Consider the following 14,404-nt stretch of genomic DNA (forward strand, 5'->3'; position numbering starts at 1 on the left):
ATTCCTCTGAAGAGTCAAGAGTTTTTTCAAACTTTTTTCTTTTCTCTTCGCTGTCCTTCGTGGCTGTTGTCAGCTCATCGTCGGTCAGTGGATGCGCATTATAGGGAGTTCTCGGATTAGCGCAAGTGTTTATTTCAACTTTTTTTCTGTTCGCTTTTTTTTTCAACAAAATAAAGAAAAACGCTCTAATTTTATGCTGATAGCGTAAAATCCGAACAGCTTTCTCTAGCTGACTCACGTAAGATAGAAGATAAATTATGGTATAGGTAACCTTTATTATGCAATTTAGCGAACAACGTTCAGCTTCTCAAAAGAATCTTTCTTATATAGTTGCTGAAAAATTAGGTAAACAAATTCTTTCTGGTCACTATGAACCTGAATCTTTGTTACCAGGAGAAATAGAATTAGCAGAATTACTCTCCGTCAGCAGGACTGTTATTAGAGAAGCAATAAAAATGCTTGCAGCTAAAGGAATGCTTTTACCTCGTCCAAGAATAGGTACTCGTGTCACTCCAATGCAAAATTGGAATCTATTAGATAATGATCTTCTTAATTGGTGGATAGACAGTGGTGAATTTAATAAAGTCAGCCATTATTTCCATCATGTCCGTTTAGCAATAGAACCCCAAGCCTGTTATTTAGCCGCATTTAATGCAACCGAAAGCCAAAAACAGTCTCTTGCTTTATTTGGTAGAGAAATGCAGTTGCTTGATGAGAATTTTGATAGACAACATTGGCTAGATATCGATACTCAATTTCACTATCTCATTTATCAAGCAAGTGGCAATCCGTTCTTTGCCTCTTTTGGCTCATTATTTCTTTCTGCTTATAAAAAGTATTTCGATCTTATTGTGGGTAATGAAACTGTTCAACCGGAAACACATAATCAAATTGTTCAGGCAATTATTGATAAAGATGGAAATAAGGCGCGTGATCTCTGTTTAATCTTATTAACGAGTGATTGAATAGTTTTAATACAAATTTTATAGGTTTTCTGTTTATAATGAAGCGATAATCAAAATATAGAACAAAGACGGTATATGCTTCATGTTGAAATCCGCCAAAAATATGTCTGGGTTGCCTTGGATTGCTGCAATGGCTTTTTTTATGCAGGCTCTCGATGCAACCATTCTTAATACGGCATTACCAGACATAGCAAAAAGCCTTAATCATTCTCCTCTCGCTATGCAATCAGCTGTTATCAGCTATACATTAACTGTTGCATTATTAATCCCCGTCAGTGGATGGTTAGCCGATAGATTCGGAACGCGTAAAATTTTTATTATTGCGGTTTCTTTATTTTCTGGTGGCTCTTTATTATGCGCACTTTCTCCTAACCTCACTTTTCTTGTTATTTCACGAATTATACAAGGTATAGGTGGTGCAATGATGATGCCGGTTGCACGCCTTGCTTTATTAAGAGCTTATCCACGCAGCGAATTACTGCCCATTCTCAACTTTGTCACAATGCCAGGATTAGTAGGTCCCATAGCAGGACCTCTTTTAGGAGGAGTATTGGTGACTTATGCCTCTTGGCATTGGATATTCATTATAAATATTCCTATTGGACTATTAGGTATTTTCTATGCCATCAAGCATATGCCTAATTTCACCATGCCAAAACGCAAGTTTGATTTACTTGGCTTTATTTTCTTTGGTTTTGGCTTAGTCATGCTTTCTGTCAGTCTTGATCTTTTTGGTGATAAAAATATCTCTCGCTATATTCCTATTGCCATTATTTTAGGGGGATTTTCTTTACTAGGATTATACGTCAATCATGCAAGACGCCACCAGCAACCACTAATCCCCCTCAATATATTTAAAACACGCACATTCTCTGTCGGTATTGCAGGGAATATTGCAACAAGATTAGGAACAGGGTGTATTCCTTTCTTAATGCCACTTATGTTGCAAGTGGGTTTTGGTTACCCTGCAATAATTTCCGGTATGATGATGGCACCAATGGCTTTAGGTTCTATTTTAGCAAAATCATTTGTCACAAAGATCTTAGTGAAATTTAGCTATCGTCGAACACTCTTTGCTATCACAATTATTATTGGTTTGATGATAGCTCAGTTCTCACTTCAATCACCGGATATGTCTATTTACTATCTTGTCATTCCACTCTTTTTATTAGGAGTGGTCATGTCTATACAATTTACATCAATGAATACAATTTCATTGGCTGATTTAACAGACAACAATGCAAGCTCAGGAAATAGTGTTTTGGCTGTCACCCAACAATTGGCAATTAGTTTTGGTATTGCAGTGAGTGCATCTATTTTAGGATATTTTGATACAGAGAATGTGGGTACTACGGTTGATAACTTCCATTATACTTTTATTACTGTTGGTATCATTACATTGCTGTCTTCCTTTGTATTCTTACTCCTTGATAAACATGATGGCGATAACCTAACTAATAAAAAGAAAAAAGCCTAATAGCTTTATTCAAACTAAAAAAGAGAGCTTATGCTCTCTTTTTCTTTATATATAGAAGAAACACGCTACAAGGATGAAGCTAAAAAAGCATCCACTTCATGACGCCATGGTACTGATGGTTGAGCTCCTGCTCGGGTAACGGCAATGGCTGCCGCCGCATGAGCAAACTTAATTGCTGGCATCATAGATTGTCCCTCTAATAAAGCAGTGATTAATGCACCATTAAATGTATCACCTGCCGCAATGGTATCTACCGCTTTCACTTTAAATGCAGGAACAATACAACCTTTACTATTTGGTTCGCTTACCCAAACACCACGGCTTCCTAATGTAATAAGAACCGTTTTAATACCTTTATTATGTAGAACATCCGCTGCTTGTTGAGCGCTTTCATCATCTATAACTTTAATTCCAGTCAGATATTCAGTCTCTGTTTCGTTTGGAGTAATAATATCGACAAGAGATAACAGCTCATCAGGTAATGGTTGAGCTGGTGCTGGATTTAATATTACTTGCACATTTTCTTGTTTAGCAATTTCAGCGGCTTTCAAAACAGAATCAAGGGGCGATTCTAATTGCATTAACAGCGCATCAGCCTCTTTTATTATATTCCCATGGCGCTGAACATAACTTGTATCTAATCGTCCATTAGCACCTGCATGAATACCAATAACATTTTCGCCTTGCTGATTAACAAAAATCAGCGCAACACCCGTTGCTACATCATCAATTAACTCAATGCTATTAGTATCAATGTTATCTGTTATTAATTGAGCTTTAGCTTTTTTACCAATATCGTCATTTCCTAAACAAGCAAGAAATGAAATATTCGCACCACAACGCCCAGCGGCAACCGCCTGATTAGCACCTTTACCGCCAAAGACCATTTGAAATTGGTTACCTGAAATAGTTTCACCAGGAAGCGGAAAATGGGCAACATTAAGAATATGATCAGCATTAACACTACCTAAAATCACAAGTTTCTTCGCTTCCATGATTTTTCCTTACTTTCAGTAATAAATTCTAGATGTATTGCATAAATGACATTCAATATTTTAAACCGATCATCTCAGCAACATTAATGAAAAAACGTGATCACCATCGAAACGTTTCGCTAGTAAAACAAAAAAGAACCAAAAATAAGCAGTAGGAAGCTGAATCGATTTTTGTTATAAACAATTTGTGTGCTAATAGAATGTTTGACTATATGTCAGCAATCCTTTTCTGATATTTTCAGGGTGATGACGAAAATAAGTACCCATTATTAGGAGTGTTTATGCAACTTGCAGAGCGGATTTCACAACTTAGCCAATATCTTGAAACTGGGCTTTATGAGCGACAGTCAGCTATCCGTCTTTGTCTACTTGCAGCACTAAGTGGTGAGAGTGTTTTCTTACTTGGTCCTCCTGGTATTGCTAAAAGTTTAATAGCCAGAAGAATGAAAGAAGCCTTTAAAGAGGCTAAAGCTTTTGAATACCTAATGACGCGTTTTTCAACCCCTGAAGAAATTTTTGGCCCTTTATCTATTCAAGCTTTAAAAGATGAAGGTAAATATCAGCGTTTGGTTGAAGGATATCTACCTGATGCTGAAGTTGTTTTTCTTGATGAAATATGGAAAGCAGGACCTGCTATTCTTAATACGTTATTAACAGCGATTAATGAGCGTAAATTTAGAAATGGAGAGGCTGAAGTTGCTATTCCAATGCGTTTATTAGTATCCGCCTCTAATGAACTACCTGATTCAGACAGTAGTCTTGAAGCACTATATGACCGAATGCTTATTCGTATTTGGTTAACCAAAGTACAAGATAAGAAAAACTTTCGTGCATTACTTATTAATAAAGAAGTAGGCTCTTTTCATATTCCAGAACATATTCAAATTACCGCAGAAGAGTTCTCACGTTGGCAATCTGAATTAGAAAAGATCACTTTAGATGACCACTTATTTGATTTAATTTATCAACTTCGTGAGTCTTTAGATAAAAGTGATGCAGCACCTTATGTTTCAGATAGACGCTGGAAAAAAGCGGTACGCCTTTTACAAGCCAGTGCCTTTTTTAATGGTCGTAGTGCTATTTCACCGTTAGATCTTATTTTATTAAAAGATTGCCTGTGGCATGACCAAGCATCATTTGCGTTATTAGATAAACTATTACAAAGCCTTTTAACAGAACAAGCCTACCACCAGCTAGAGTTAATTAGAAAAACAGAAAGTTTATGGGCTGAGTGGATGCAATCAACAAGAAGTAAACAAGATCAACAGGCCTTTCGTTTTGAAAAACAAAGTGGAATGTTTGGGCGAAATGCACATTTTAGCCTATCAGAAAAAATGCAGGCTGATAAATTCACGTTGTTTTTACACATCCCTCTGCATATCCATAGTATTCAAGTTAACTTTATTACTATCGAGCAAAAAGCATTAGAAAACTTTTTAGCTAAAGGGGATGAATTATTAGCGCGTTTAAATGGTATTGGTTTCCCACAATCAATTAATGCGCAAATACGCCAAGATGGTGTATTAGAAATTTTAGATGTGAGTCGTCGAACAACATCTCTTTATCAGCAAAAAGAGACAGCGCCCGCTGCTCCTATTGAAGATAACAAAGAGTGGCTAGATAAATTAAAAGATCTGACTCAACAAATTTATGGTGAGCAGGAAAAATTTAATCATCATCAACCAAATTTATTTATTGATAATGATTGGCTTATTTCCATCGAGCAAAGTTTTGTTCAGCTTAATGAAAAATTATCGCAATTAAAAAGCCAAATAAAGTAATGATATTATGCTGACACTTTCAACATTAGATATGCTTTTAGCCATAAATGAAGGGCAGCTTATTGAGGAAGTTATTATTGCTGTACTTGCATCGCCTCAATTAGCGGTATTTTTTGAAAAACACCCAAGACTCAAAAAAGCCTTACTTAAAGATATCCACCAATGGAAAAAAAGCTTACAGCAAAGAGTAAAAGAAACCTTAGTACCTACCATGATTGCTGATGAATTTGCCCTTTATCAACAAACACAGTCATTAGGTAACGCCATATTTAATCAGCAAGTAGAGCAAATACTGGCTGAATTAAACAAGCTAGATTCCTCTTTTATTGAAGAAGCATCGCAGCTGATCAAAACCAATAAGCCTTTTTCACCAGCTCAACAAGCTTTGTTTATTCAACATTGGCGGATAAGTTTAATTTTCCAAGTCACTGCATTACACAAAGCCCTATTTGACCAAGAGCAAGAGCAACTCCTTGCTGAATTACAAGAACGTTTGGCGTTAAGTGGAAGCTTAAGTAATACATTCTCAGAAAATGAGCGTGCAGCAGGGCGTTTATGGGATATGAGCAAAGGCGTTTTAACAAAAACACCTTTCGATGAGAAAATTATTCAACGTTATAGCGACTTTCTCGATCAACAACCTGAGTTACATAAACTCGCAAGTTTGCTTGGGCGTAGCAAAACAGCCAAATCACTTCCTGAAGAGAGTGTGATTTTTGAACCTGTGACTATTGTTGAGAAAGCACCCGATACAACACCTGAGCAAGTCAATGGAATAGGGCTCAGTGATGATATCTTGCGCTTACTTCCTGCTGAACTCGCTTTGTTAGGTATTAATGAAATCGAATATGAGTTTTATAGAAAGCTGGTAGAAAAACAACTCAATACTTATCGGTTGCAAGGAGACAATTGGCAAGAGCGTACTGTATTGCGTCCAGTAACTCATCATCATGATGAAGAAAGACCGAGAGGACCTTTTATTGTATGTATTGATACATCAGGTTCGATGGGAGGATTTAACGAGCAATGTGCTAAAGCTTTTGGGCTAGCATTGATGAAAATAGCGCTAGCAGATAATCGTTCATGCCATGTAATGTTATTTTCAACTGAAACTGTACATTATCAGTTGTCATCGTCTAATGGCCTGCAAGATCTTATCAAGTTTTTGAATCAGTCATTTAGAGGGGGGACGGACTTAAGTGCTTGTTTAGATAATGTCGCAGAAAAACTCAATAGCCCAGCATGGAAAGATGCTGATGCTGTTGTTATTTCTGACTTTGTCGCCCAAAGGTTACCCGAAAACCTAATCAACAAAATCAAAAAAAGCCAACAGCAACAGCACAATCGCTTCCATGCGGTTACCCTATCCAATTACGGTAAACCCAGCATCATGAAAATCTTTGACCATATATGGCGTTTTGATACTGGATTAAAAAGTCGTTTACTTCGACGCTGGCGGCAATAATTACAACATATCGGCGAAAGCTAAACGGGTGTCTTTTTCCCACACGCCGCATTGTACTTGTCCAATGTGCTCTTTTTGTAACAGTAGCATCACTAAACGAGATTGGCCGATACCGCCACCGATAGTTTGTGGCATATCACCATGCATTAATGCTTTGTGCCAATCCAACTCAAGACGCTTAGTATCATCTGTTAATGTTAACTGACGCATTAATGTTTCAGGATCGACACGGATACCCATTGATGACAATTCAAACGCATCTTGCAGAATAGGGTTCCAGACAAGAATGTCACCGTTTAAACCTTCAAATCCATCTTCGTTTGGTGTCGTCCAGTCATCATAATCAGGCGCTCTCACATCATGAGATTCACCACTAGAAAGCTTACCGCCAATACCAATTAAGAAAACAGCGCCATATTCTTTTGCAATCGCTTTTTCACGGCCTTTAGCATCAAGGTCAGGATAACGACGCAGTAACTCTTCAGTGTGGATAAATTGAATTTGATCTGGCAGGAACGGTACCAGACCAAATTCTTCGCTGACGGCTTTTTCAGTTTCTTTTATTGCCTGATAAATTTTACCCACTGTCTGTTTAAGATAAGGAACTGTACGCTCTTTATCTTCCATCACTTTTTCCCAATCCCACTGATCAACATAAACTGAGTGGATTTGAGTTAAGCGATCTTCGTCTGGTCGCAAAGCTTTCATATGAGTATAAAGACCTTGCCCAGAACTAAATCCAAAACGACCTAATGTTTTACGTTTCCATTTAGCTAATGAATGGACAACCTCAAAAGTAGAATCTGGTAAAGATTTGACTTTAACTTGTACTGCCTTCTCATGACCAGATAAGTTATCTTGAGTTCCATCACCAAGGCGACTTAAGATCGGTCCTTGAACTTCAATCAGTCCTAATTCTTTTTCCAGCAGTCGTGAAAAATAAGATTTAACAAAGCTAATTTGCTGTTGAGTCTGGATGAATGATTTTTCCATTTTTGTATCCCTAGTGGTGATGTCGTGTTTCGCTGATATAGATTAAGCAACAAAATGGGTACTAAATTCAATATACTTCATTAAAAATAGCCTTGCTTGTTTTAAATCGTTAAAAATAACGCTATAAAAATGTATTATCGTTAAAAACAGAGGGAATTTATGGACAATATTTATCAGATCGATAATCTCGATCGTGACATACTTCACGCATTAATGGCGAATGCGAGAACACCTTACGCTGAATTGGCCAAAAAATTCGAAGTTAGCCCAGGCACAATTCATGTTCGAGTTGAGAAAATGAAGCAGGCGGGAATTATTACAGGAACTCGAGTTGATATTAGTGAAAAGCAACTCGGTTTTGATGTCTGCTGCTTTATTGGCATTATTCTTAAGAGCGCAAAAGACTATCACACTGCATTAGATAAACTAGATAAGTTAGATGAAGTTGTAGAGGTGTACTACACAACAGGGCAATACAGTATTTTTACGAAGGTTATGTGTAAAAGTATAGAAGCCTTACAAGACGTACTTATCAACAAAATCCAGACAATCGATGAAATTCAGTCAACAGAAACCCTGATCTCTCTGCAAAACCCGATAATAAGGACGATCAAGCCATAAGGGTAAATTCTTATTTTTTTTTATAACCACATTATCCACAGGTAGATCCCAAGTGATTCACAGCGTACAATAGCGCGTCTTGAATATAAGGAGATCATTAATGAAAAAAGTCACTCTTATTAGTGGCAGTACCATGGGTAGTGCTGAATATGTCGCAGAACACCTTGCAGAGATCTTATCTGATGAAGGATTTGAGACAGATCTGCACCATGGACCTTCTCTTAATGATCTTCCAAATGAAGGGATCTGGCTGGTGGTCACATCAACGCATGGTGCGGGTGATATTCCTGACAACTTACTGCCTTTTGCTAATGAGATATCTGCTGATTCCGTTGATCTTAGTAATGTCACCTTTGGTGCGATCGGCATAGGAAGTAGTGAATATGACACTTTCTGCGGTGCGATCAGAACATTGGATCAAAAATTGGTGGAAAAAGGGGCAACTCGCCTTGGCGATCGTCTCGAAATTGATATTCAAAAGTACGACATTCCGGAAGATCCAGCAGAAGAATGGATAGCTTCTTGGAAAAATTTACTTTAATTTGCACAAAAAAGCAGCAAACGAATGTGGATAACTCTGCTTAAAAGCAGGGGTTAACCCGTAGTTATCCATTGTATAAGGCTATATCAAGAAATGACCTGTGCATAAGTCGTCATTTTGATCCCAGCTTATCAGCAGATAGATCACGGATCATTCACAGTATATGATCCTTTACACTTTTATGATCTTTAAATAGAAAATCCACTTATCCACAGAGGATCGCTTCCCTAATAAAAGATCTAATAAAGAGATCTTTAAATAAAAAGATCTTTAAATAATTACCTGCGGATCTGCTCGCTTGTATCTGTCAAAAAGTTGAGTAGAATTCGTTTTCCCAATGCAACACATTCAGCATTCGTAACATTTAAGGTTCACACATGTTTTATCCAGAACACTTTGACGTCATTGTCATCGGTGGTGGTCACGCCGGTACAGAAGCCGCTATGGCTGCAGCTCGTATGGGGCGTCAAACCCTATTACTGACCCACAATATTGATACTTTGGGCCAAATGTCTTGTAACCCAGCTATTGGTGGGATTGGTAAAGGGCATCTGGTAAAAGAGATCGATGCCATGGGTGGATTAATGGCAACCGCTATTGACCATGCAGGGATCCAATTCAGAACCCTTAACGCAAGTAAGGGCCCAGCTGTAAGAGCAACAAGAGCACAAGCTGACCGTGTTCTTTATCGCCAAGCTGTTCGTACTACTCTTGAAAATCAACCTAATTTAATGATCTTCCAACAACCTGTTGAAGATCTCATTGTTGAAAACGACCAAGTGACAGGTGCTGTCACTCGCATGGGCTTAAAATTCCGTGCTAAATCTGTTGTTTTAACCGTTGGTACTTTCCTTGATGGAAAAATCCATATTGGTTTAGAAAATTACAGTGGTGGTCGTGCTGGTGATCCTCCATCAGTTTCGTTATCACACCGACTACGCGAATTACCTCTACGTGTAGGTCGTTTAAAAACAGGTACACCACCCCGTATCGATGCGAGAACTATCGATTTCAGCCAATTAGCTGTTCAGTTGGGTGATACTCCAATGCCTGTTTTCTCGTTTTTAGGTAATGTGGATCAGCATCCTGAACAAATGCCTTGCCATATCACATACACAAACGAAAAAACGCACGATGTTATTCGTAATAACCTCGATCGTAGCCCAATGTACGCCGGTGTCATCGAAGGAATAGGGCCTCGTTATTGCCCATCTATTGAAGATAAAGTGATGAGATTTGCTGATCGTAACTCACATCAAATCTTTTTAGAGCCTGAAGGTTTAACAAGTAACGAAATTTACCCAAATGGGATTTCAACGAGCTTACCTTTTGATGTTCAAATGCAAATAGTAAACTCAATGAAAGGTATGGAAAATGCGAAGATCATTAGACCTGGCTATGCTATTGAATATGACTTCTTCGATCCTAGAGATCTAAAACAAACTCTAGAAAGCAAATTTATCAACGGGTTATTTTTTGCTGGCCAAATTAACGGTACAACCGGTTATGAAGAAGCCGCTGCTCAAGGCATGCTTGCAGGTCTTAATGCGGCACGCTATGCCTTCGATCAAGAAGGTTGGTTCCCACGTCGTGATCAAGCATACATTGGTGTGTTAGTTGACGATCTTTGTACTCTTGGTACAAAAGAGCCATACCGCATGTTTACTTCTCGTGCTGAATATCGCTTGATGTTACGTGAAGATAATGCTGATTTACGTCTAACTGAAATTGGTCGTGAATTAGGTATGGTTGATGACAACCGTTGGGCACAATTTAGTGAAAAAGTTGAGCTTGTCGAAAAAGAACGTCAACGTTTAAGAAATATTTGGGTTCATCCACAAGCTGATAATCTTTCAGAAATCAATGAATTGCTGAATACGCCATTATCTAAAGAAGCTAATGGTGAAGATTTATTACGTCGCCCAGAAATGACTTACGACATACTGAAAAATATCACTCGTTTTGCACCGGGTATTGATGATTCAAAACCGCAAGCTGCTGAACAAGTTGAGATCCAAGTTAAGTACGAAGGCTACATTAATCGCCAGCAAGAAGAGATCGAAAAGCAGCTACGCAATGAAAATGCCGCGTTACCGATTGATCTGGACTATAAACAAGTCAGCGGATTATCTAACGAAGTTATTGCAAAACTTAACGATCACAAACCGACATCGATCGGACAAGCATCGCGGATCTCAGGAGTCACACCTGCTGCTATTTCCATTTTATTAGTTTGGTTGAAAAAACAAGGCCTATTACGCAGGAGCGCATCATGAGTGACTTACTTAATCGGCTAAAAAAGCTGGCTAAGCAAGCCAATATTGAGCTTACAGATATTCAAGCTGAAAAACTTACGGGTTATGTCGCGATGCTTGATAAATGGAATAAAGCTTACAACCTCACCTCTGTAAGAGATCCACAGCAAATGCTTATCCGTCATATTTTGGATAGCATTGTTGTGAGTCAATATCTTGAAGGTGAAAGATTTATTGATGTGGGAACAGGTCCTGGATTGCCCGGTATTCCATTGGCGATAATGCGTCCCGATCACCACTTTGTATTATTGGATAGCTTAGGTAAACGCGTTCGTTTTATGAAGCAAGTTCAACATGAACTAGGACTTGATAATATCGAACCTGTTCAATATCGCGTTGAAGAATACCAAACAGAGAAGCCTTTTGATGGCGTTATCAGTCGAGCATTTGCCTCTATGAACGATATGCTCTCTTGGTGCTCTCATTTAGTGACTGAAGAACACGGTCGTTTTTATGCATTGAAAGGACAAATTCATCAAGAAGAGTTAGATGAACTTGCTGATAATGGGTTAAAAATGCCTGAAAAAGTGATTAGCTTATCGATACCTGAATTGAATGAACAAAGACATTTGGTGATTATTTAATCAAATGTCTTGAGTCTCACAGATCCTTTTTTCATTTTTTGTGCTCTGGCGATAATATTTACAATGTTATCGCCATTTGTTTTATGGGGATTTATGAGAGTCATTAAAATTCACCTCAATAAAACAATAAATTAACAATTTATTATCTTTTACTTTAATTCTCTTTGTAACCTCAGTTTTTCTCTTTTTATTTCCAAAATAAATTAATAATTCTGTGCATTATAAAAATATTGAATTTATTTAATTGAAAATTGGCTAATTATTTTTCAATTGCCACTAAATTGTTCATAAAAGGGAGTTTAATTGTTAACTCTGTTATATATTTTATGAAATAAGCTTTATTTATACTTTTATATTTGTGATGTATATCACGCTATTTATTTTCTTCAGCACTATTATTTTTACTCTTTTTGTTCTTAATCATTTTTCATAAATGGAACCTTGGTAAGAAATTTAAATTAATCTTCACTTTTTCGCTACTTATTGATTGAATTCATTGCCACGCCCCGTATAATTTGCTCGTTTTTGTCACTTGACACTTTATAGCAAAGACAGTTTGATACATCATTCAGTAATACCTTTTACGATAGCTAGTCTGGAGAATACAAACGTCATGTCTGTCTCCCTCTACAACGGGAAAGTTGCACTGAAACTGTTATTTTTGCAGTTTATGACTTTTGTTATTCTCAGTGCGAGTTTCTACTTAAAGAGTACAGACTGGAGTTTTTCGGCTTTTTTAGGCGGATTGGCATGTTGGTTACCCAATATTGCTTTTCTTTTGTTAATGCGCTTACAAAAAGTCAACGAAGAAGAAGCTCCAGTTCGCATAAACTGGCTTTTTGCTTTCAGTGAAGGGTTGAAGGTTATATTATCAATAGCCTTGCTGATTGTTGCTTTAGGAGTGTTTAAAGCGGCATTTGCACCACTGGTCATGACCTACTTAGCGGTGCTTGTTATGCAGGTCGTTGCACCAGCCGTCATTAACGGTTAGCGTTTTTAACAACAAAAGGGTAATTGGCATCATGTCTGCATCAGGAGAAGCATTAACCACTAGAGACTACATAGGTCACCACCTGAATAACCTTCAGTTGGACCTGCGTACTTTCGAGTTGGTCAATCCCCATGCTGAAAATGCGCCATCATTCTGGGTGTTAAATATTGACTCACTTTTCTTTTCAGTACTGATGGGAGCACTATTCCTATGGCTGTTTAGAAAAGTAGCAGTAAGAGCAACCAGTGGCGTACCGGGAAAATTCCAGACTGCAGTAGAAATGATCATCGGTTTCGTTGATAGCAGCGTCCGTGATATGTATCACGGAAAGAGCAAGGTCATTGCACCTTTGGCATTGACTGTGTTCGTTTGGGTGCTGTTAATGAATGCCCTGGATTTATTACCAATCGACTTCATCCCTTATATCGGTGAACACATCTTAGGGTTACCAGCGTTACGCATCGTTCCGACTGCGGACGTGAGTATTACTCTATCGATGGCAATTGGTGTATTTATCCTGATCCTTTTCTATAGCATTAAGATGAAAGGCATAAAAGGGTTTACAAAAGAGCTGACTTTACAGCCTTTTAATCACCCAATTTTTATTCCTGTCAACTTAATCTTGGAAGGGGTAAGCCTGCTATCAAAACCTGTTTCCCTCGGTCTTCGACTGTTTGGTAACATGTATGCAGGTGAACTGATCTTTATTCTTATTGCTGGTCTGTTACCGTGGTGGTCACAGTGGTTATTAAGCCTTCCTTGGGCAATATTCCACATACTGATTATTACGTTACAAGCATTTATTTTCATGGTTCTAACGATTGTCTATCTGTCGATGGCATCTGAAGAACATTAATTATTAACTCTTTGAAGAAATAACTGAAACAAACTGGAGACTGTCATGGAAAACCTGAGTATGGATCTGCTGTACATGGCTGCCGCTATTATGATGGGTTTAGCTGCAATCGGTGCTGCAATCGGTATCGGAATCCTCGGAGGCAAATTTTTAGAAGGTGCTGCTCGTCAGCCTGATCTGATCCCTCTTCTGCGTACACAGTTCTTTATCGTTATGGGTCTGGTTGACGCCATCCCAATGATTGCTGTGGGTCTGGGCCTTTACGTGATGTTTGCTGTTGCCTAATGATGGCAATGAGCAGTAAAAGCATCAAGTTAGTTAATAACCAAGAAAGAGGTATTGTGCTGTGAATTTAAATGCAACAATCCTCGGCCAGGCCGTCGCATTTGTCCTGTTTGTTTTGTTCTGTATGAAATTCGTATGGCCACCAATTATGGCGGCCATTGAAAAACGTCAAAAAGAAATTGCTGACGGTTTATCATCTGCAGAACGTGCTAAAAAGGACTTAGATTTAGCGAAAGCCGATGCAGGCGATCAGCTAGCGAAAGCAAAAGCAGAAGCTCAAGCAATCATTGAATCCGCGAATAAACAACGCACTCAAATGATTGAAGATGCTAAAGCAGAAGCAGAGCAAGAACGTAGTAAGATCGTTGCACAAGCTCAATCCGAATTGGATGCAGAGCGTAAACGTGCTCGTGAAGAACTTCGTAAACAAGTCGCAATGCTGGCTATCGCAGGTGCCGAGAAAATTATTGAACGTTCCGTGGATGAAGCTGCTAATAGCGACATCGTTGATAAACTGGTCGCTGAACTGTAAGGA

The 14,404-nt window shown here is 38.3% G+C and carries 15 protein-coding genes; 12 read left to right on the forward strand and 3 right to left on the reverse strand.

Going from position 1 to position 14,404, the window contains the following annotated elements:
• Window positions 1–238 (reverse strand): hypothetical protein (locus AB4J89_RS17625; RefSeq protein ID WP_088494192.1); only part of this gene is annotated, 238 nt, incomplete at its 3' end.
• Between the two features lie 40 nt (window positions 239–278).
• On the opposite strand from AB4J89_RS17625, the gene AB4J89_RS17630 reads away from it, so the two are divergent.
• Both AB4J89_RS17630 and mdtD read left to right on the forward strand, forming a co-directional pair.
• Window positions 279–965 (forward strand): FadR/GntR family transcriptional regulator, encoded by a 687-nt coding sequence (locus AB4J89_RS17630; protein ID WP_023583311.1) that lies wholly within the window; start codon window positions 279–281, stop codon window positions 963–965.
• 82 nt (window positions 966–1,047) lie between these two features.
• The gene (gene mdtD, locus AB4J89_RS17635; RefSeq protein ID WP_088494191.1) at window positions 1,048–2,442 is read left to right on the forward strand and encodes a multidrug transporter subunit MdtD; all 1,395 of its coding nucleotides are present in this window, start codon (window positions 1,048–1,050) and stop codon (window positions 2,440–2,442) included.
• Between the two features lie 65 nt (window positions 2,443–2,507).
• Here mdtD and rbsK read toward each other — a convergent pair whose 3' ends face one another.
• Entirely contained in the window at window positions 2,508–3,437 is a 930-nt protein-coding gene (gene rbsK, locus AB4J89_RS17640) for a ribokinase (protein WP_088494190.1), read from the reverse strand.
• Between the two features lie 281 nt (window positions 3,438–3,718).
• Here rbsK and ravA point away from each other — a divergent pair, with 281 nt between their 5' ends.
• Together ravA and viaA are read left to right on the forward strand one after the other, a co-directional pair.
• A complete protein-coding gene (ravA, locus tag AB4J89_RS17645) occupies window positions 3,719–5,218 on the forward strand; it encodes an ATPase RavA (protein ID WP_088494189.1) in 1,500 nt (499 codons plus the stop codon).
• 7 nt (window positions 5,219–5,225) lie between these two features.
• Window positions 5,226–6,683, forward strand: a complete 1,458-nt coding sequence (gene viaA, locus AB4J89_RS17650) for an ATPase RavA stimulator ViaA (RefSeq protein WP_088494188.1) — start codon at window positions 5,226–5,228, stop codon at window positions 6,681–6,683.
• Here viaA and asnA read toward each other — a convergent pair whose 3' ends face one another.
• Window positions 6,684–7,676 carry an aspartate--ammonia ligase gene (gene asnA, locus AB4J89_RS17655; RefSeq protein WP_088494187.1) on the reverse strand — a complete coding sequence of 331 codons (993 nt, stop codon included), beginning with the start codon at window positions 7,674–7,676 and terminating at the stop codon, window positions 6,684–6,686.
• Window positions 7,677–7,835: 159 nt separating this feature from the next.
• Between asnA and asnC the strand changes: the two genes are divergently transcribed.
• The 8 genes from asnC to atpF all read left to right on the forward strand — a co-directional run bounded on the left by asnC (window position 7,836) and on the right by atpF (window position 14,401).
• Window positions 7,836–8,297: a transcriptional regulator AsnC gene (gene asnC, locus AB4J89_RS17660; protein ID WP_023583317.1), complete on the forward strand. Its 462-nt coding sequence runs from the start codon at window positions 7,836–7,838 to the stop codon at window positions 8,295–8,297.
• 100 nt (window positions 8,298–8,397) lie between these two features.
• Entirely contained in the window at window positions 8,398–8,838 is a 441-nt protein-coding gene (gene mioC, locus AB4J89_RS17665; RefSeq protein ID WP_088494186.1) for an FMN-binding protein MioC, read from the forward strand.
• A gap of 377 nt (window positions 8,839–9,215) precedes the next feature.
• Window positions 9,216–11,114 (forward strand): tRNA uridine-5-carboxymethylaminomethyl(34) synthesis enzyme MnmG, encoded by a 1,899-nt coding sequence (gene mnmG / locus AB4J89_RS17670; RefSeq protein WP_088494185.1) that lies wholly within the window; start codon window positions 9,216–9,218, stop codon window positions 11,112–11,114.
• Window positions 11,111–11,737, forward strand: a complete 627-nt coding sequence (rsmG, locus tag AB4J89_RS17675; RefSeq protein ID WP_088494184.1) for a 16S rRNA (guanine(527)-N(7))-methyltransferase RsmG — start codon at window positions 11,111–11,113, stop codon at window positions 11,735–11,737. The genes mnmG and rsmG overlap by 4 nt, the downstream gene beginning before the upstream one ends.
• A gap of 613 nt (window positions 11,738–12,350) precedes the next feature.
• Window positions 12,351–12,728, forward strand: coding sequence for a F0F1 ATP synthase subunit I (gene atpI, locus AB4J89_RS17680; RefSeq protein ID WP_098941545.1), 378 nt, complete (start codon window positions 12,351–12,353; stop codon window positions 12,726–12,728).
• A gap of 31 nt (window positions 12,729–12,759) precedes the next feature.
• Window positions 12,760–13,584: a F0F1 ATP synthase subunit A gene (gene atpB, locus AB4J89_RS17685; RefSeq protein WP_072071088.1), complete on the forward strand. Its 825-nt coding sequence runs from the start codon at window positions 12,760–12,762 to the stop codon at window positions 13,582–13,584.
• 45 nt (window positions 13,585–13,629) lie between these two features.
• The gene (gene atpE / locus AB4J89_RS17690) at window positions 13,630–13,869 is read left to right on the forward strand and encodes a F0F1 ATP synthase subunit C (RefSeq protein WP_004246596.1); all 240 of its coding nucleotides are present in this window, start codon (window positions 13,630–13,632) and stop codon (window positions 13,867–13,869) included.
• 61 nt (window positions 13,870–13,930) lie between these two features.
• A complete protein-coding gene (gene atpF, locus AB4J89_RS17695; protein WP_036914499.1) occupies window positions 13,931–14,401 on the forward strand; it encodes a F0F1 ATP synthase subunit B in 471 nt (156 codons plus the stop codon).
• Window positions 14,402–14,404 lie beyond the last annotated feature (3 nt).

The organism is Proteus sp. STS61-E, assembly GCF_040932335.1.
Classification (GTDB): domain Bacteria; phylum Pseudomonadota; class Gammaproteobacteria; order Enterobacterales; family Enterobacteriaceae; genus Proteus; species Proteus mirabilis_B.